Origin of the sequence: Mesorhizobium sp. M0016, assembly GCF_040324035.1 — a bacterium.
Classification (GTDB): Bacteria; Pseudomonadota; Alphaproteobacteria; order Rhizobiales; family Rhizobiaceae; genus Mesorhizobium.
This window is the reverse complement of the sequence record NZ_JAMYVM010000003.1, coordinates 296123-311929: the sequence shown is the minus strand read 5'-3', so window position 1 is coordinate 311929 and position 15807 is coordinate 296123. Positions and strand designations below refer to the sequence as shown.

The window sequence follows — 15807 nt, the reverse complement described above, 5'->3', positions numbered from 1 at the left end:
ATGGCCGGCTTGTGAAAAGAGACCATTTCGCCTTGGACCTCAGCCATTTTTCGTGTAATGCGGCCCGCAACCCGGCGGTTCGGGCAAAAACCGGTCCGGCATCGTTGCGTTTCCGGCAGGACCATCTTTCAGCTTGATTAGCGGCATTCTGCCCGCTAACGAAGACAGACAAACAAAAGACGAGGATGCCCCAAATGAGTGACACCGCAGAGCGCGTCAAGAAGATCGTCATCGAACATCTTGGCGTCGATGCCGACAAGGTGACGGAGCAGGCGAGCTTCATCGATGATCTGGGCGCGGACAGCCTCGACACGGTCGAACTCGTCATGGCCTTCGAAGAAGAGTTCGGCGTCGAGATTCCGGACGATGCGGCCGAGACCATCCTGACCGTCGGCGATGCCGTGAAGTACATCGACAAGGCTTCGGCCTGACACTATCCGCAGTCATCACCGGGGAGGACCTGCGATGAGGCGTGTCGTCGTCACGGGCCTTGGCCTGGTTTCGCCGTTCGGCATGGGCTTCGAGCACAGCTGGAAGGAACTTCTGACCGGCCACAGCGCCGCCAAGCGCGTCACCGAGTTCGAAGTGGAAGATCTTGCCTGCAAGATCGCCCACGTCATTCCGCGCGGTGACGGCACCAACGGCACGCTCAATCCCGAAGCCGTGCTCGAGCCCAAGGAACTGCGCAAGATCGGCGACTTCATCCTTTACGGGATTGCGGCCGCCGACGAAGCGCTGAAGGATTCCGGGTGGGAGCCCAGCACCGAAGCCGAGCGCTGCGCCACCGGCGTCATGATCGGCTCCGGCATTGGCGGCCTCGAGGGCATCGCCGAGAACGCTATCATCCTGAAAGAGCGCGGACCGCGCCGTATCAGTCCATTCTTCATTCCCGGCAACATTATCAACCTGGTATCTGGCCAGGTATCGATCCGGCATGGGCTGAAAGGCCCCAACCACGCCGTCGTCACCGCTTGCTCGACCGGCGCGCACGCCATTGGCGATGCCGCCCGGCTGATCATCTTCGGCGATGCCGACGTGATGCTGGCCGGCGGCGCGGAATCGCCGGTGACCAGACTATCGCTTGCCGGCTTCGCTGCTTGCCGGGCACTGTCCACCGACCGCAACGACACGCCTGAGAAGGCCTCGCGTCCCTATGACCGCGACCGTGACGGCTTCGTCATGGGCGAGGGCGCCGGGGTCGTCGTGCTGGAAGAACTCGAACACGCCAAGGCGCGCGGCGCCAAGATCTATGCCGAGGTCACCGGCTACGGCCTGACCGGCGATGCCTATCACATCACTGCACCGGCCGAAGACGGCGACGGCGCCTTCCGCTGCATGACGGCGGCGCTGAACCGGGCCAAGCTGACGCCCGCCGACGTCGACTACATCAACGCGCACGGCACCTCGACCATGGCCGACACGATCGAACTCGGCGCCGTCGAGCGGCTGGTCGGCAACGCCGCCTCGAAAATCTCGATGTCGTCGACCAAGTCGTCGATCGGCCATCTCCTGGGTGCCGCAGGTGCCGCCGAGGCGATCTTTTCGATCCTCGCTATCAGAGACAACATCGCGCCAGCCACCATCAATCTTGACAACCCGGAACGCGAAACCGCGATCGATCTTGTTCCGAACACGCCACGGCATCGCCAGGTCGACGTGGCGCTGTCCAACTCCTTCGGCTTCGGCGGCACTAACGCTTCGCTGGTATTCCAGCGTTATACAGGCTGATTGCGGTATCGACCGGCGCGCCAGCGGTCTGTCGTCAATTTTGCCATATTCAAGCCTACTCTGCCGCTGGGGATTCGTCGCATCGGCCTGAAACCGAAGGCGCTTTTTTAAAAGCACGATGCGTAGGCTTGAAATGTTAGGGCACGCTGTGCGTCCAATCGGGCGCATGGTCGCTCTAAGAGATCAGATGGTAGGGCGCTAATGAACACCAATCCGGGCGGCAGCGGACAATTCGGACAAAACCAGCAGACCGGCCCGATCGTGCCGAAGACCGCAGCCGAAGCTTTGCGCCCGGAAGCCGGCACACCACCACCAAAGCGCTCGCGCGCCTCGCGCAGCCAAGTCGTCGTGTTCATGAACTTCGTCATCTCCGCGGTGATGTTGATGATCCTCGCCGCCGGCGTTTCGCTCTATTTCGGCAAGCAGGCATTCAACGAACCGGGCCCGTCGGTGGCCGGCGACACCTTCCTGGTCAAGCCGAGCACCGGCGTCCAGGATATTGCCGACCAGCTCGAACGGCGTGGGCTGATCAGCGATGCCCGCATCTTCCGCATCGCCGTGCGGGTCTATGGCAATGATTCAGCGCTGAAGGCAGGCGAATACGAGATAAAGCCGCGCGCCTCCATGCGCGACATCATGGAGCTTCTGAAGAGCGGCAAGTCGGTGATGTATTCGCTGACCATTCCCGAGGGCCTGACGGTCGAACAGGCGCTGCAGCGCATCGCCGAGCAGGATGCGCTGACCGGCGACATGCCGGCCGCCAAGCCGGCTGAGGGCAGCCTCGCCACCGACACGCTGCGCTTTACCCGCGGCGCCACGCGCCAACAGATGGTCGACAAGCTGCTCGCCGACCAGAAGAAGTTGGTCGACGAGGTCTGGCAGCGGCGCGCGCCCGACCTGCCTCTGGCCAATGTCGACGACTTCGTCACCTTGGCCTCGATCGTCGAAAAGGAAACCGGCCGGGGCGACGAGCGCTCGCGCGTTGCCGCCGTCTTCCTCAACCGTCTGGCCAAGGGCATGCGGCTGCAATCCGATCCGACCATCATTTACGGCCTGTTCGGCGGCAAGGGCAAACCCGCCGACCGGCCGATTTATCAATCTGACATCCAGAAACAGACGCCTTACAACACCTATCTGATCAACGGCCTGCCGCCGACGCCGATCGCCAATCCCGGCCGCGCCGCGCTCGAAGCCGTCGCCAACCCGTCGAAGACCGATGATCTCTATTTCGTCGCCGACGGCACCGGCGGCCACGTCTTTGCCACCACGCTTGCCGAGCACAATGAGAACGTTGCCCGCTACCGGGCACTGCAGAAGAAGCAGGCTGAAGACGCCGCCAAGGGCGCCAAGACTCCGGGCCAGACCGATGCGCCGGCGGATGGCGACGACAACGGTGACGCAAGTGGCGATGCCGCCGGTGACAGCGGTGATGCCGGCGGCGATACGGGTGCCGCCCAGTAGCAGGTCGGCGCTTTCAGACGGATCGACCTTAAGCAACGCGGACAGAGGCGGACGCGCTGCTGCTTTGAACGAACAGCGCGGTTCGAAGCGTTTTCGGTCTTGCTCTGGTGCCTCTGCTTCTCGATTTCAGCCCTGCGAGATCGAAAACGACAGCGGAAATCAACATCTTGCCGGTATTGCGATTCTGACATTCGCGCCGCCCGTGATATCGAACGCATGCGCAATTTGTAGAATCGGACCATCAGGGAGACACGAGCCGCATCATGAATTTGCAGAGCATGACCGGATTTGCACGCACTGTTGCCGAACATGACGGCGCCTCGATCGCCTGGGAGGTCAAGTCGGTCAACGGCAAGAGCGTCGAGGTCAGGTTGCGGTTGCCGCAAGGTTTCGAGCGGCTCGAACCGACTGTGCGGCAGACGCTGCAGAAGCGCTTTTCGCGTGGCAATTTCCAAGCGACGCTGACCGTCGGCCGCGCCGCCGGCCAGCAGGCGCAGCCGGTAGTCAACGAAGCCTTCCTCAGGGATCTGGCGGGCTTGGCCAAGCGGCTGCAGGACCAGTTCGGTGTTGGTCCGGCAACTGCCGACGGTCTGCTTTCCCTGCGCGGCGTGCTCGATATCCCTGAAACCAGCGAAACCGAGGAGGTGCGGGCAGCACTCGACGCGTCAATCCTGTCCGCGCTGGAAACGGCGCTTACAGGTCTCGAGCAGGCACGCCAGAACGAGGGCGAAGCGCTGCGTTCGCTGCTTTCCGGCCATATCGACGCCATTGAGGCGCTGACGCTTCAAGCCGAGGCCGACCCGTCGCGCGAACCGGCGGCGATCCGCGAGCGGATCGCCGAACAGGTGCGGCTGCTGATGGATGCGTCGGCCAATCTCGATGCCGGCCGGCTGCACATGGAAGCGGCGTTCCTGGCCACCAAGGCCGATATCCGTGAAGAGATCGATCGGCTGAAGACGCATGTGGCGTCGGGCAGAGCGCTGCTGGCAAATGGCGGCGCCATCGGCCGCAAGCTCGATTTTCTGGCGCAGGAATTCAACCGCGAATCGAATACGCTGTGTTCCAAGTCGAACGCCGCCACTGTCACCGCCATCGGGCTGGAACTGAAGGCGGTGGTCGACCAGTTTCGCGAACAGGTCCAGAATCTGGAGTAAACCCGAATGGGTGGCAAGGAGCCGATGGTTGCCAGGGATCTCGGATCCCGCATTCGCCGCCGCGGGCTGATGCTGGTCCTGTCGTCGCCGTCGGGCGCCGGCAAGTCGACGATCGCGCGCAACCTGCTGGAAAGCGACGGCAGCCTGGAATTATCGGTCTCGGTCACCACCAGGCCACGCCGCGGCTCGGAGATCGAGGGCGTCCACTATCACTTCCGCACCACGCGCGAGTTCGAGCGGCTGCGCGATTCCGACGCATTGCTCGAATGGGCCGAGGTGCACGGCAATTGCTACGCGACGCCGCGCGAGCCGGCCGAACTGGCGCTGGCGCAGGGCCGTGACATGCTCTTCGACATCGACTGGCAAGGCGCCCAGCAGCTCAAGGAGAAGATGCGCGCCGACATCGTCTCGATCTTCATCCTGCCGCCGTCGATGAAGGAATTGAAGTCGCGCCTCAAGCGCCGCGCCGAGGACCAGGAGCACGTGATCGAGACCAGGCTGAAGAACGCCCGCAACGAGATCGAGCACTGGAAGGAATATGACTTTGTCATCGTCAACGACGATCTCGACCGCGCCTTCGCCGAAGTGCGTGGCATCGTGACGGCGGAAAGGCTGCGGCGCGACCGCCGGCCCGGGCTGTTCGATTTCGTCTCGGGGTTGCTGGACGAGAAGACGGAATAGCTCGTCCACCGCTGGCAATCTAAATTAGCCGCATCAGCTGCCTGGCAGATCGTCCGGCCAACGCTGCGCTCCGTGAAGCACGCGCAGGATTCGAATCGTGCTGTTGGTCAGCTGATAGGCCGCGACATATGGCGTGCCGACGATGACGATCTCTCGTGTCCCTGCAAGCCTGCCGATCCGGCCGCTTTGGGGAAGGTCCCGAAGACGGTTGATTGCGGCGACGATCCGCTCATCGGTGGCGATCGCGGCCGCAGGATTGTCGGCCTCGATATGCGCGAAGATGCCGTCGCGATCTGAAAGCGCGAATGGCGACCAGACGATCTTCAAGATTTAGGTTCACCCGAACGCCGCGCCGCGGCGCGTCTCTCGGCAAAATGCGCCTCGACTTGATCATCAGGAATGTCTTGTCGGGTGTCGTCGAGCGCTTCGCGAACCTTGGCGCGAAACCATAAATCATACGCCTCGTTGTTTGTGACGAGATCGATGGGCAGCGCACCCTCGTTGGCGGTTCGGGTGAGCAATATCCGCACCGCATCCGAGACCGTCAGCCCCATGCTTTCGAGCACCGCCGAAGCTCGATCCCGGATGTCGGCGTCGATACGCGTCTGGACCAGTGCATTTGCTGGCATGGCAATCTCCTTCGACGTCAATGTAATGCGTTTGAATGACGATTGCTAGGCGGCGCTAGCGCCGCCGGTCAAACCGCGTTTGTCAGCCGCACGAATTCCTCGACGCTGAGCGTCTCCGCACGCCGGGTCGGATCGATGCCGGCGCGCGTCAGCAGTGCCTCGCCACCCAGGCTCTTCACGCTCTGCCGCAGCATTTTCCGGCGCTGGCCGAAAGCGGCTTCGGTGACGCGACCGAGTTTTTTCACGTCGGTTGACAAAGGGCTGGCGCGCGGCACCAGATGCACCACCGAGGACGTTACCTTGGGTGGCGGCGTGAACGCTTGCGGCGGCACGTCGAAGGCGATCCTCGCCTCGGTCCGCCAGCCCGCCAGCACGCCGAGCCGGCCATAAGCATCGCTGCCGGCACCGGCGACAATGCGCTCGGCCACCTCGCGCTGGAACATCAGCGTCATCGATTGATAGAAGGGTGGCCAGTCCGCCACGGTCAGCCAACGGATCAACAGCTCGGTGCCGATATTGTAGGGCAGGTTGGCGGCAATCCTCACCGGGCCGTCTTGTGACGCGGTCTTGGCAAGAGCGGCAAAATCCGTCTTCAGCGCATCGCCGCTGATCACCTCGAGCCGGCCCGGATAGTGGTTGGAGACCTCGGCCAAGGCCGCAAGGCAGCGTTCGTCGCGCTCGATGGCGACGACGCGGCCGGCACCGGCAGCGAGCAGCGCCCTGGTCAGCCCGCCGGGGCCGGGGCCGACCTCGATCACCGTGCTGTCGCTGAGGTCGCCGGCGACCCGCGCGATCTTGCCGGTCAAATTGAGGTCGAGCAGGAAATTCTGGCCAAGCGCCTTCTTTGCCTGCAGTCCATGGCGCTCGATCACCTCGCGCAGCGGCGGCAGCCCGTCAATGCTCATGATTTTGGGCTCATGATTTTGGGCTCATGCAGCTGCGGGCTTTGCGCCGGTATCGGCCAGCCGGCGGGCCAGCTTCAGCGCCGCGATCAGGCTGTCGGGACGTGCGATGCCCTTGCCGGCGATGTCGAAGGCTGTGCCGTGATCGGGCGAGGTGCGGATGAACGGCAGGCCAAGCGTGACGTTGACGGCCTCGTCGAAGGCCAGCGCCTTGGCCGGGATCAACGCCTGGTCATGATACATGCAGACCGCCACGTCGTAGCCGGCGCGAGCGCGCGCATGAAACATCGTATCGGCCGGCAGCGGTCCGAAGGCATCGATGCCTTGCGCCCGCAACATGTCGACCGCAGGACGAATGATGCGCTCGTCCTCTGTCCCCATGGCGCCGCTTTCGCCGGCATGCGGATTGAGGCCGGCAAGCGCGAGCCTCGGCCTGGCGATGCCGAAACGGCGTGCAAGATCGCCGGCGGTGATGCGCGCGATGGCAACGATCAGCTCCGTCGTCAGCGTCTTCGGCACCTCGGCCAGCCCGATGTGGATGGTGACCGGAACGGTGCGCAATTCGGGGCCGGCGAGCAGCATCACCGGCGTCACCGTGCCGCCGGTGTGGAGCGAGGCCAGATGCGCCAGATATTCGGTGTGACCGGGAAAGCCGAAGCCGGCATCGTAAAGCGGCTTCTTCGCGATCGGACAGGTGACGACCGCGGCCGCGTGACCGGCAAGGCAGTCGGCGACGGCGCGATCGATGGCCTCGATGATGCCGGCGGCATTGGCCGGGTCGGGCCGGCCGGGATCATCGGTGAAGTGGGCCGCCAGCGGCACCACGGGCAAGGCGTGTTGAAAGACACCAGCCGCTTGGGCCGGCACCGTCTCGGCGATTGCCACCGCCGCGCCGAGCCGGCGCGCCCGCGCGGCAATCAGCGCCGGATCGGCGAGAAGATAGAAGGGCGCGGCACCGGAACCGCGGGCGCTCTGCCACGCGGCAATGGCGATTTCCGGACCGACGCCGGATGGATCGCCGACGCTCAGCGCCAGCGGAAGCTCTGTCTCACGCACGGCTCGGCCGGTTCAGCGCGTAACGATCTTGGCTTTCGCCTTCAGCTCTTCGACATATTTGGCCGAGAGCTCGTCGGCGTTCTTGTCGCCGCTGCCTTCGCTCTGGAACACCATCTGGGCCGCCTTGTCGTCGGAAACCTCGCGCGACGAGCAGATGCCGATGAATTCAATGCCGCGATCGGTCTCGCGCACGGCCGTGGCGCCGCCCAGCTTGGTGGCCTTGATCTGCTCGGCCCAGTCCGGCGGCAGTTGCGGCGCCAGCAATCGGGGGAGGTCGCGAACGGTGACGTCGATCAGGCCCTTGGCGAATTCACGCGTGGTGTTGCAGCCATTGAAGCGGGCGCGCATGGCTTCAGCCTCGCGCTTGCGTTTGGCGAGTGTGGCACTGCGCTCGGCCTTCGGCACCACGAAGATCACCTGCTGCAGCATGTACTCGGTGGCGCTTGGCTTGGCGCCGCCTTTTTCGAGCATGCGCTTGACCAGATCCTGTTCGCTCACCTCCCCGCCGCCGCCGCTGTAGCGTGCGCTCAGCGCCTGGTTCCACGCCATCTGGGAGCGGATGAATTCCTTGAAATGCTCCTTGGTCACGCCGGACTGCGCCATGACACCGTCGAGCTGCTTGAGCTGCATCTTGTTGCTCGAGGCAAAGCGCTGATAGGCAGCCTCTACCTGGGCGTCGGAGATGCGGATGCCGAGACGCCTGGCCTCCGCCATACGCAGCGTCTGGTCGATCATTTCCTGACCCGCGTCACCCTTCTTGCGCTGCAGTTTCAGGAAGGCAGCCCGGTGCGCGATGTCGCCGGTGGTGATCGGCATGTTGTTGACGACATACTTGATTTCACTGGCGAAGGCCGGCGGTACCATCGTGGTGACAGAGACCGAGGTCGCCGCGAACAGGAGCGCGAATCCTGCCGAAAACAGGTATTTCCTCATCGAAAGCATCCCAATTCTAGCCCGGTTTTGGCCGATTCCAGCCCGATATTGGCGAAATCCGTGCCCGCTTTATGCGGCAAAACGATGTCGTCAGCCGGCTCTACTGGATGGAGTCGATCGAGCTTTGGGACGAGCCGAAATCGCCGAGCGTGCGGAACGACAGGTTGAAGCCGACATTCTGCGACACTTCCTTGGTGTTGATGTCGCGTGATTCCGAGTACGTCATCAGGTAGGTGAAGCAGGAATCATTGTAGGCAAAGCCGACGCCGTCCTTGACCAGCACGCTTTGTTGCAGGTCGTAGGTGCCGGTGCCGAAGACGCGCCAGTTTTCGGCCAGGTGCGTCGAGGCGCCGAGCGTGACTTCGTGGCGATCGGTGGTGAAACCATAGAGCGGCTGCGCCTGGATGAAGGCGTATTTGGCGCTCAGCGAAACCGGCAGCCCGGAATAGGCGGCCTTCACCTCGGCACGGCGAACTTCGAAGGTCTGCTCGTCGAAGCGGCCGCTGAGCGAACCGGAGAAGCCGCTCGGGCTGCTGAAGCCGACAAGGCCGACATAGTCGGAGGTCGAAGTCTCCAGGCCCGAATTAGCAGCCCCATCGACATTGGCGCCGACATTGACCAGATCCGGCGAATTGAAGGAGTTGCGGCCGCCCAGCTGGTAGGATTGGCCGAAGATGGCATTGGTGCCCCAGCCATTGTCATAGGCGCCGGAATAGCGGAATCCGACATTGGCGCGGCTGCCGCCTTCGACGCGGTCGTAGCCGGAGAACTTGTCGCGCTCGAACAGCGTCGTGGCATCGAAGACGAAGCTCTGTGCATCCTCGTTGGGAACGGCGAGCCCGCCGACATACTGCTCGTTCGGGCGCATGAAGACCTGCGCCATCGGCTCGACGATATGGCTGGAGCCGGCCATCGAAAACAGCACCGGCCAGCGCATCTCAAGGCCGGCGGTCGCCATGTAACGGGCGAAGGAAGACCGCATGTCGTCGGCGGCACCGACATTCGTTGCCATCTGGTTTACCGCAGTCAGCGAAGCCGAAGAAGCGTTGAGATAGTCGACGTCGCCCTGCAGAGCCAGAAGGGGCGTCAACTGCAATCCGCCGTCCGTGGTGAAGGTACGCTTCCATTCGGCTTCGGCGGTGAGGCGACCGGATTCGCCCTCGATGCCGCGCACGCGCTGGACGCCGGAGCCCGGCACGTAGGGGGTAAAATAGGCCTGATCGAGATCGTCGCGGCGAATGACTCGTGCATTGACGTTGAACGACAGCTGGCCGCCGGCCACCGACATGTCGGGGATGTAGGCATAGTCGAGCGACGGCAACACCCAGGGCTGCTTGTCGCTGCGCGATGCGACGTTGCCGTCCGGTGTGTTTTCCTGAACCTGGAAGCGCATGGCGCGCACATCGAAATAATTGCGGTCGTTTAGGCCGGTCAGGTAGACCGACGATTGATGCACGGCGTCGTTGTAGCCTTCGATCGTGTAGGTACGCGAAAAATTCTTGTCGGTCTGAAGCAGGATATCCCAGCCGAAGTCCCAGCGCGGATTGATGGCGAACTGGCCTTTGGTGCCCATCATCCCGCGGAATTTGTTCGGATCGCCTGCTGGCCCCGAATTGACATTGTAGCCGCCGGGGAAAGCCGCGAAATCACGGAAAGCGCCAGGGTCCTGCTGGTTGATTCCGGCAAGCTTCAGCGTGTATTGGCCATTGTTGAAGCGCTGGCGCCACTCGGCCTCGCCGAGGAAACCCTGCTTGGTGTAGCCGCTGCCGGTAACGGTGAGGTCATAGGTCGGCGACAGGGCAAAATAGTAGGGGACTTTGACGCCGACGCCGAGACGGTTGTTGTAGCCGATGCTGGGGATCAGGAAGCCGCTTTTGCGCTTGACTGTAGGGTCGGCGATCTCGAACGCCGGCAGATAAGCCAGCGGGAAGCCGAAGAATTCGAAATTCGCGTTCTCGAAGCGAACCGTCTTCTTTTCGCCGTTCCAAATGATCTTCCTGGCTTTGATCCGCCAGGTCGGCGCCTTGTCCGGCTTGTCTTCGCAAGGCTCGCAGGCCGTATAGACGCCGTTGTGGAACGTTGTCAGCACGCCGCCCATGCGCTCGGCGCTTTCGGCGGCGAAATAGGCTTTTTCGGGCGTTTCGACGCGCAGCGCATTGACGAAACCGTCAGCGAAATCGTCGGTAATATCGATATGCTGCGAGTTGATCTTGGTGCCGTCGCTGTTGACGATCTCGACATTGCCGCTGGCAACCAGCCGCTTGGTGTTTCGATCATAGACGACGCGCTGGGCGACGAGCTTGTTGCCGCCATAGTCGATCTGGACGCCGCCGATGGCGGTGACCGTCTGGTTGTCGTTGTTATAGACGAGCGTGTCTGCCGCCAGCAGCATCTGGGAGCCGGAAGGAACCTTCGTTGCCACGTCGGTGACGTCCTGCGCCAGCGCAGGAGCCGTCAGCACGCCGCAGGCGAGCAGGCATGCCAAGGCGCTCGCCGAATAGAGGCGCGCCAAACCGGCCTGCCTATGGCTGCGCAAAGCCGCCTCCCTCACTAGCCGTCTTCCTTGTATAGCAGGAATGTCACCCCAAAGAACATAGCCACGACAACCGGAACCCATGCAGCCACGGCTGTGGGCACGAATCCCGCAACGCCGAATGCCTTGACCAATACCGAAACGACATAAAGCAGAAAGCCGGCGAGGACGCCACCCAGAATCATCGTTGCCGACTGCCCCATCCTCGCAAATCGCATTGAAACTGTTGCCGCAATCAGCGTCATGGCCACAAGCAGGAACGGTAACGCCACCAGCGAATCGAACTGCATGGCGAAGGCATTTGCCTTGAGGCCGAAGGAGCGGGCAACCTCAATCTTGCCGGGAAGGTCGTAAAACGGGATGGTTTCGGGGCGCGCCAGCCGTTCCTGCACGAATTCCGGCTTGAGGTTGGTCGGCAACTGGTCGGTCGTTTCGGAACGGATGTTGCCGTCCTTGAACACCTTGACGTCCTGCAATTCCCAGTAGCCGTCGCGCAGAAAGGCCCGCGCCGCGTCCTTGCGCTCGACGATATTGCCCTGCGGATCGAGGACGAAGAACACGGTGTCGGCCATTTCCAGGCCCTGGTTCAGGATGGCGCGGGCGCCGATGATGGTGTCGCCGGAGTTGGTTTTCTGGCGGATCCACGGCGTGGCATCGGCCGCCACCGCGTTCGAATTGCCGGATCGCAGCTGGTTTTCCATCTGCTCCGACCATGAGAAGCCATGCGCGGCGATCGGATTGAGCACGCCGACCGACAAAATGCCGAATAACAGCGCACCGATGCAGCAGGGCAACAGAAACTGCCAGGCCGACACTCCGGCCGAGCGCGCAATCACCAGCTCGTATTTGCGGTTGAGCGACACCAGCGTCGCCATCGCCGAGAACAGGCCGACGAACGGCACCGTCTGCAGCATGATCATCGGCATCCTCAGCGCCGAGATCGCGACCGCCGTGCCGTAGGTGAAGCCCGGCAGGCCGGTGATGCGGCCGGACAGCTCGGTGAAGTCGATCAGGAACACCAGCGCCAGAAGGCCGATGAAGAACCAGATCGTGATCGACACGTAGCGAAAGAAGAAGTAGCGGCCCAGGGTCCAGCCCATCGTCAGGCTCCCTGGCCGGATGTGTAGCGCCGATTGAGGCGCAGCTTGAGCGCCGTCCAGCCATCGCTGACGCGGCCGGCGAAATTCGTCATCCAGTCGGCCCAGCTGCCGGGCAGTTCCATGCTTCGCGAGGTGACGATGAACCAGATGGCGACCGCCGAGGCGATGACCGGCACGCCATAGACCATATAGGCGTATTGCGGGATCTTGTCCGCCTTGCCGGCGGCAAAGAAGCCCAGCCAGCGCACGAACAGCGCAATGGCGATGGCTGTGATCAGCGGGTGGATGCGCGCCTCGCGGTGTGAGCGCGCATCGCCTGCGACCGCCAGCGCGATCAGCGCGAACACCAGCGAATAGGACCATTCGGAAAAGCGCTGGTCGAGCTCGGCCTTGTAGGCGCCGGGCCTGCGCTGGAAGATCTTGTCGTTCGGATCCGGGTTGAGCAGGTATTGCGTCGTTCGGTCCTTGGGCAGGAGCATGATATCGTTCGCCGCCGACATGAAGGCGGAAAGGTCGAAGGCGTAGGACGTGAAGCGGATGACCGACAGATCGCCGGTCAGCGTCTTGCGATGAATGACGCCGTCATTCATCATCAGCACCTTCTCATCACCCTTTTCGACGACGCTGCCGCTCTTGGCATAATAGATCAGATTGGCGCCTTCCTCGCGCGAATCGGCCACGAAGATGCCGCCAAGCCGGTTGTCCGGCAGCCGCTCGCCGATCTGCAGGAACAGTCCGTCGTCGATCTTGCGGAACGTGCCTTCCTGGATGATCAGCGACAAGAGATCGGCGCGCGAGGATGCGATCAGCTGGCGGTTCTTCTGCCTGGCATAGGGTTCGACGCCATTGTCGACCGCGAAGGAAAAGACGCTGGCCGCCAGCGCGATCAGCAGGACCGGCCGCACAATCGTCCAGCGCGAGGCGCCGGCGGCGTTGATGACGGCCAATTCCGAATCGGAGTTCATGACGCTGAGCGTCTGGGCCACCGCCACCACCAGGGCGAATGGCACCACGATCGGGATGATGGTGGGGATGATGAGGCCCGCGACCTCGAAAAAAGTCAGCGCCGATTGGCCACTATCGGTGACCAGGTCGATGCGGGCAAGCACCTGCGTCGTCCAGACAATGGCCAGCGTCCAGATCAGCGCAGCGAGAAACACCGCCAGTGCGCGACGCATGATGTAGCGTTCAACGACCTTCATGTAAGGCTTTTCTCGATTTGCCGAACGGCATCATGCCCGCGGACAAGGTAGTCGTCCGGCTGCGGCTGTACAACTGGGTGCGTTTGGCCATTTCTTTCAGGCGGTTCGATCCGATTCTCCGTCCCACATCGCCCGTCCCGCAGGCCGGAGTGTCGGCGGCAATGGATAAGAAAGGGAGAACATCAATGGTTAACAACAGGTTGCGGCAGGAAAGCGGAGCCGTGCCGCGACGAATCGTTATCGATTCCGCTGCGCATATGAGCCCTGATTCCGGCAAAGTCTTGCCAAATCAAGGAAAACGACCAAATGTCGCGCATCTTCCCTGAGAATGCATTTTTCCTGAAAATCTGAGCCGTTTCCCGAAAGCAGGACCTGATGACTTTGAGACCATTGATCGCCTTCGCCAAATTTGCCGCACCCAAAAAGGGCAGCATCTTCGTGCTGGCGGCCGACGATGGTGGTCTTGGCGAACCGGCAAAGGCCTGCGACCCCTCAGGAACGCTGGCGCGGGCGTTTCCGGTGGCGGAGTTTTCCGGAAAATTCGCCGGTGTCGTCGAAGTGCTGGCGCCGCAGGGAACATCGCTCGACCGACTGGTGGCGGTCGGCGCCGGCAAGGTCGCCGGCCTCGATGACTTTGCCTGGCTGAAGCTTGGCGGCACCGTCGCCGCGTCCCTGCGCAAGGCAGCGGAGGTGGCCGTCATCCTCGATGTGCCGGGCGCAAAGATTGGCGGCAGGCAAGCGGCGAACCTTGCCGCCGGCATCATTCTGCGCAGCTACTCCTTCGACAAATACAAGACCAGGAAAGACAAGGACGATGCCGAGCCGAAGAAACCGGTCAAGGTGACCATCCACACCGCCGATCCTGCCGCGGCGAAAAAGGCCTTCGCCGACGAGGTTGCGGTCATCGACGGCGTGCTTCTGGCGCGCGACCTTGTCAACGAACCGGCCAATACGCTCGGCCCGATCGAATTCGCCGCCCGCGCCAAGGAACTGGAAGCGCTCGGCGTCGAGGTCGAGATCCTCACCGAGAAGGAAATGAAGAAGCTCGGCATGGGCTCGCTCCTCGGTGTCGCGCAAGGCTCGCCACGCGGCGCCCGGATGGCTGTCATGCAATGGAAGGGCGGCAAGGCCAAGGACGCACCGGTCGCCTTCGTCGGCAAGGGCGTCACCTTCGACACCGGCGGCAATTCGATGAAACCGGCCTCCGGCATGGAAGACATGAAGGGCGACATGGGCGGCGCCGCGGCCGTCATCGGGCTCATTCAGGCGCTAGCCGCGCGCAAGGCCAAGGCCAATGTCGTCGGCATCGTCGGGCTGGTGGAAAATGCCGTCGACGGCCATGCCCAGCGCCCTGGCGACATCGTCACCTCGATGTCGGGTCAGACCATCGAGGTGCTCAACACCGACGCCGAAGGACGCCTCGTTCTGGCCGACGCGCTGTGGTATTGCAACGACCGCTTCCAGCCGAAATTCATGGTCAATCTGGCGACGCTGACCGGCGCCATCATGGTCGCGCTCGGCCAGCACTATGCCGGCCTGTTCTCCAACAATGACGAACTGTCGGACAGGTTGACGGCGGCCGGCCAGGCGACGCAGGAGCGGCTGTGGCGCATGCCGCTTGGGCCCGAATACGACAAGCTGATCGATTCCAAGAACGCCGACATGAAGAACATCGGCGGCCGCTATGGTGGCGCCATCATCGCCGCGCAGTTCCTGCAGCGCTTCGTCAAGGAAACGCCGTGGGCGCATCTCGACATCGCCGGCACCGCGATGGGCTCTCCGCCGAGCGAGATCAACCAATCCTGGGGTTCGGGCTTTGGCGTCAGGCTGCTCGACCGGCTGGTGCGCGACAATTACGAGGTATAAGGCAGGGCATGGCCGATGTCCTGTTCTACCACCTGACCGAATCGACGCTGGAGGATGCGCTGCCCGGCCTGCTCGAGCGCAGCGTCGATCGCGGCTGGCGCGCCGTGGTGCAGACCGGGACCGAGGAGCGGCGCGACGCCCTCGACCTGCATCTGTGGACATTCAGGGACGATTCGTTCCTCGCGCACGCGACCGACCGTGAAGCCCATCCGGCCGAACAGCCAATCCTGCTCACCACAAGCGACGCCAACCCCAACCAGGCGCAGATACGCTTCCTCGTCGATGGCGCCGCACCCGCCGATCTCGCCGGCTACGAACGCGCCGTGTTCCTGTTCGACGGCCATGACGCGGCCCAGGTAGAAGGTGCGCGGATGCATTGGAAGGTGCTGAAGGAGGCTGGCCACGCGGTCACCTACTGGCAGCAGACGCCGGACCGGCGCTGGGAGCGCAAGGCGTAAGCGCTTTGCCGGCGCGTCTTGAAAACGACGCTGTTATCGCCGAACCATCCGATCTAAGGATTGCGAAAAGCGCAACTCAAGCGGCGGGCTGAGAATGCGGATCA

16 protein-coding genes are annotated in these 15807 nt (G+C 63.0%); 8 read left to right on the top strand and 8 right to left on the bottom strand.

What is annotated here, in order from left to right; all coding sequences use genetic code 11:
• The first annotated feature begins 194 nt into the window (after nucleotides 1-194).
• From NKJ88_RS06735 to gmk, 5 genes are all read left to right on the top strand, one after another.
• Entirely contained in the window at nucleotides 195-431 is a 237-nt protein-coding gene (locus NKJ88_RS06735) for an acyl carrier protein (protein ID WP_006203723.1), read from the top strand.
• A 34-nt stretch (nucleotides 432-465) separates the two neighbouring features.
• The gene (gene fabF, locus NKJ88_RS06730; protein WP_352443815.1) at nucleotides 466-1728 is read left to right on the top strand and encodes a beta-ketoacyl-ACP synthase II; all 1263 of its coding nucleotides are present in this window, start codon (nucleotides 466-468) and stop codon (nucleotides 1726-1728) included.
• A gap of 201 nt (nucleotides 1729-1929) precedes the next feature.
• On the top strand, nucleotides 1930-3189 hold the full coding sequence (gene mltG / locus NKJ88_RS06725; protein WP_023672727.1) for an endolytic transglycosylase MltG: 1260 nt from the start codon (nucleotides 1930-1932) through the stop codon (nucleotides 3187-3189).
• Between the two features lie 263 nt (nucleotides 3190-3452).
• On the top strand, nucleotides 3453-4343 hold the full coding sequence (locus tag NKJ88_RS06720; RefSeq protein ID WP_023685689.1) for a YicC/YloC family endoribonuclease: 891 nt from the start codon (nucleotides 3453-3455) through the stop codon (nucleotides 4341-4343).
• Nucleotides 4344-4349: 6 nt separating this feature from the next.
• A complete protein-coding gene (gene gmk, locus NKJ88_RS06715) occupies nucleotides 4350-5024 on the top strand; it encodes a guanylate kinase (RefSeq protein WP_023672729.1) in 675 nt (224 codons plus the stop codon).
• A gap of 33 nt (nucleotides 5025-5057) precedes the next feature.
• Here the strand turns inward: gmk and NKJ88_RS06710 are convergent, their stop codons facing one another.
• From NKJ88_RS06710 to lptF, 8 genes are all read right to left on the bottom strand, one after another.
• Nucleotides 5058-5351 (bottom strand): type II toxin-antitoxin system RelE/ParE family toxin, encoded by a 294-nt coding sequence (locus NKJ88_RS06710; protein WP_023672730.1) that lies wholly within the window; start codon nucleotides 5349-5351, stop codon nucleotides 5058-5060.
• A complete protein-coding gene (locus NKJ88_RS06705) occupies nucleotides 5348-5653 on the bottom strand; it encodes a type II toxin-antitoxin system RelB/DinJ family antitoxin (protein WP_023672731.1) in 306 nt (101 codons plus the stop codon). The genes NKJ88_RS06710 and NKJ88_RS06705 overlap by 4 nt, the downstream gene beginning before the upstream one ends.
• A gap of 68 nt (nucleotides 5654-5721) precedes the next feature.
• Nucleotides 5722-6558, bottom strand: a complete 837-nt coding sequence (rsmA, locus tag NKJ88_RS06700; protein ID WP_023705356.1) for a 16S rRNA (adenine(1518)-N(6)/adenine(1519)-N(6))-dimethyltransferase RsmA — start codon at nucleotides 6556-6558, stop codon at nucleotides 5722-5724.
• Nucleotides 6559-6582: 24 nt separating this feature from the next.
• Entirely contained in the window at nucleotides 6583-7611 is a 1029-nt protein-coding gene (gene pdxA, locus NKJ88_RS06695) for a 4-hydroxythreonine-4-phosphate dehydrogenase PdxA (protein ID WP_352443814.1), read from the bottom strand.
• Nucleotides 7612-7623: 12 nt separating this feature from the next.
• A complete protein-coding gene (locus tag NKJ88_RS06690; RefSeq protein WP_023685693.1) occupies nucleotides 7624-8553 on the bottom strand; it encodes a peptidylprolyl isomerase in 930 nt (309 codons plus the stop codon).
• A gap of 91 nt (nucleotides 8554-8644) precedes the next feature.
• Nucleotides 8645-11095, bottom strand: a complete 2451-nt coding sequence (locus NKJ88_RS06685; RefSeq protein ID WP_023685694.1) for an LPS-assembly protein LptD — start codon at nucleotides 11093-11095, stop codon at nucleotides 8645-8647.
• Nucleotides 11095-12177 (bottom strand): LPS export ABC transporter permease LptG, encoded by a 1083-nt coding sequence (lptG, locus tag NKJ88_RS06680; protein WP_023695591.1) that lies wholly within the window; start codon nucleotides 12175-12177, stop codon nucleotides 11095-11097. Before lptG ends, NKJ88_RS06685 begins: the two co-directional genes overlap by 1 nt.
• A 2-nt stretch (nucleotides 12178-12179) precedes the next feature.
• A complete protein-coding gene (gene lptF / locus NKJ88_RS06675; protein ID WP_023672737.1) occupies nucleotides 12180-13379 on the bottom strand; it encodes an LPS export ABC transporter permease LptF in 1200 nt (399 codons plus the stop codon).
• A 32-nt stretch (nucleotides 13380-13411) separates the two neighbouring features.
• Here lptF and NKJ88_RS06670 point away from each other — a divergent pair, with 32 nt between their 5' ends.
• Genes NKJ88_RS06670 through NKJ88_RS06660 form a run of 3 tightly spaced genes read left to right on the top strand, consistent with a single transcriptional unit; the run spans nucleotide 13412 to nucleotide 15703 of the window.
• Complete coding sequence (locus NKJ88_RS06670) at nucleotides 13412-13705, top strand: hypothetical protein (RefSeq protein ID WP_155923279.1); 294 nt, start codon at nucleotides 13412-13414, stop codon at nucleotides 13703-13705.
• Between the two features lie 49 nt (nucleotides 13706-13754).
• Nucleotides 13755-15245, top strand: coding sequence for a leucyl aminopeptidase (locus tag NKJ88_RS06665; RefSeq protein ID WP_352443813.1), 1491 nt, complete (start codon nucleotides 13755-13757; stop codon nucleotides 15243-15245).
• An 8-nt stretch (nucleotides 15246-15253) separates the two neighbouring features.
• Nucleotides 15254-15703 carry a DNA polymerase III subunit chi gene (locus NKJ88_RS06660; protein ID WP_023733866.1) on the top strand — a complete coding sequence of 150 codons (450 nt, stop codon included), beginning with the start codon at nucleotides 15254-15256 and terminating at the stop codon, nucleotides 15701-15703.
• Nucleotides 15704-15807 lie beyond the last annotated feature (104 nt).

Excerpts from the sequence above, each read along its gene's own strand:
- NKJ88_RS06660 (WP_023733866.1), top strand. The coding sequence starts at position 15,254 with ATGGCCGATGTCCTGTTCTACCACCTGACCGAATCGACGCTGGAGGAT.
- lptG (WP_023695591.1), bottom strand. The coding sequence starts at position 12,177 with ATGGGCTGGACCCTGGGCCGCTACTTCTTCTTTCGCTACGTGTCGATC.
- mltG (WP_023672727.1), top strand. The coding sequence starts at position 1,930 with ATGAACACCAATCCGGGCGGCAGCGGACAATTCGGACAAAACCAGCAG.
- NKJ88_RS06690 (WP_023685693.1), bottom strand. The coding sequence starts at position 8,553 with ATGCTTTCGATGAGGAAATACCTGTTTTCGGCAGGATTCGCGCTCCTG.
- NKJ88_RS06665 (WP_352443813.1), top strand. The coding sequence starts at position 13,755 with ATGACTTTGAGACCATTGATCGCCTTCGCCAAATTTGCCGCACCCAAA.
- gmk (WP_023672729.1), top strand. The coding sequence starts at position 4,350 with ATGGGTGGCAAGGAGCCGATGGTTGCCAGGGATCTCGGATCCCGCATT.
- NKJ88_RS06670 (WP_155923279.1), top strand. The coding sequence starts at position 13,412 with ATGCCCGCGGACAAGGTAGTCGTCCGGCTGCGGCTGTACAACTGGGTG.
- rsmA (WP_023705356.1), bottom strand. The coding sequence starts at position 6,558 with ATGAGCATTGACGGGCTGCCGCCGCTGCGCGAGGTGATCGAGCGCCAT.
- lptF (WP_023672737.1), bottom strand. The coding sequence starts at position 13,379 with ATGAAGGTCGTTGAACGCTACATCATGCGTCGCGCACTGGCGGTGTTT.
- fabF (WP_352443815.1), top strand. The coding sequence starts at position 466 with ATGAGGCGTGTCGTCGTCACGGGCCTTGGCCTGGTTTCGCCGTTCGGC.
- NKJ88_RS06705 (WP_023672731.1), bottom strand. The coding sequence starts at position 5,653 with ATGCCAGCAAATGCACTGGTCCAGACGCGTATCGACGCCGACATCCGG.
- NKJ88_RS06720 (WP_023685689.1), top strand. The coding sequence starts at position 3,453 with ATGAATTTGCAGAGCATGACCGGATTTGCACGCACTGTTGCCGAACAT.
- NKJ88_RS06735 (WP_006203723.1), top strand. The coding sequence starts at position 195 with ATGAGTGACACCGCAGAGCGCGTCAAGAAGATCGTCATCGAACATCTT.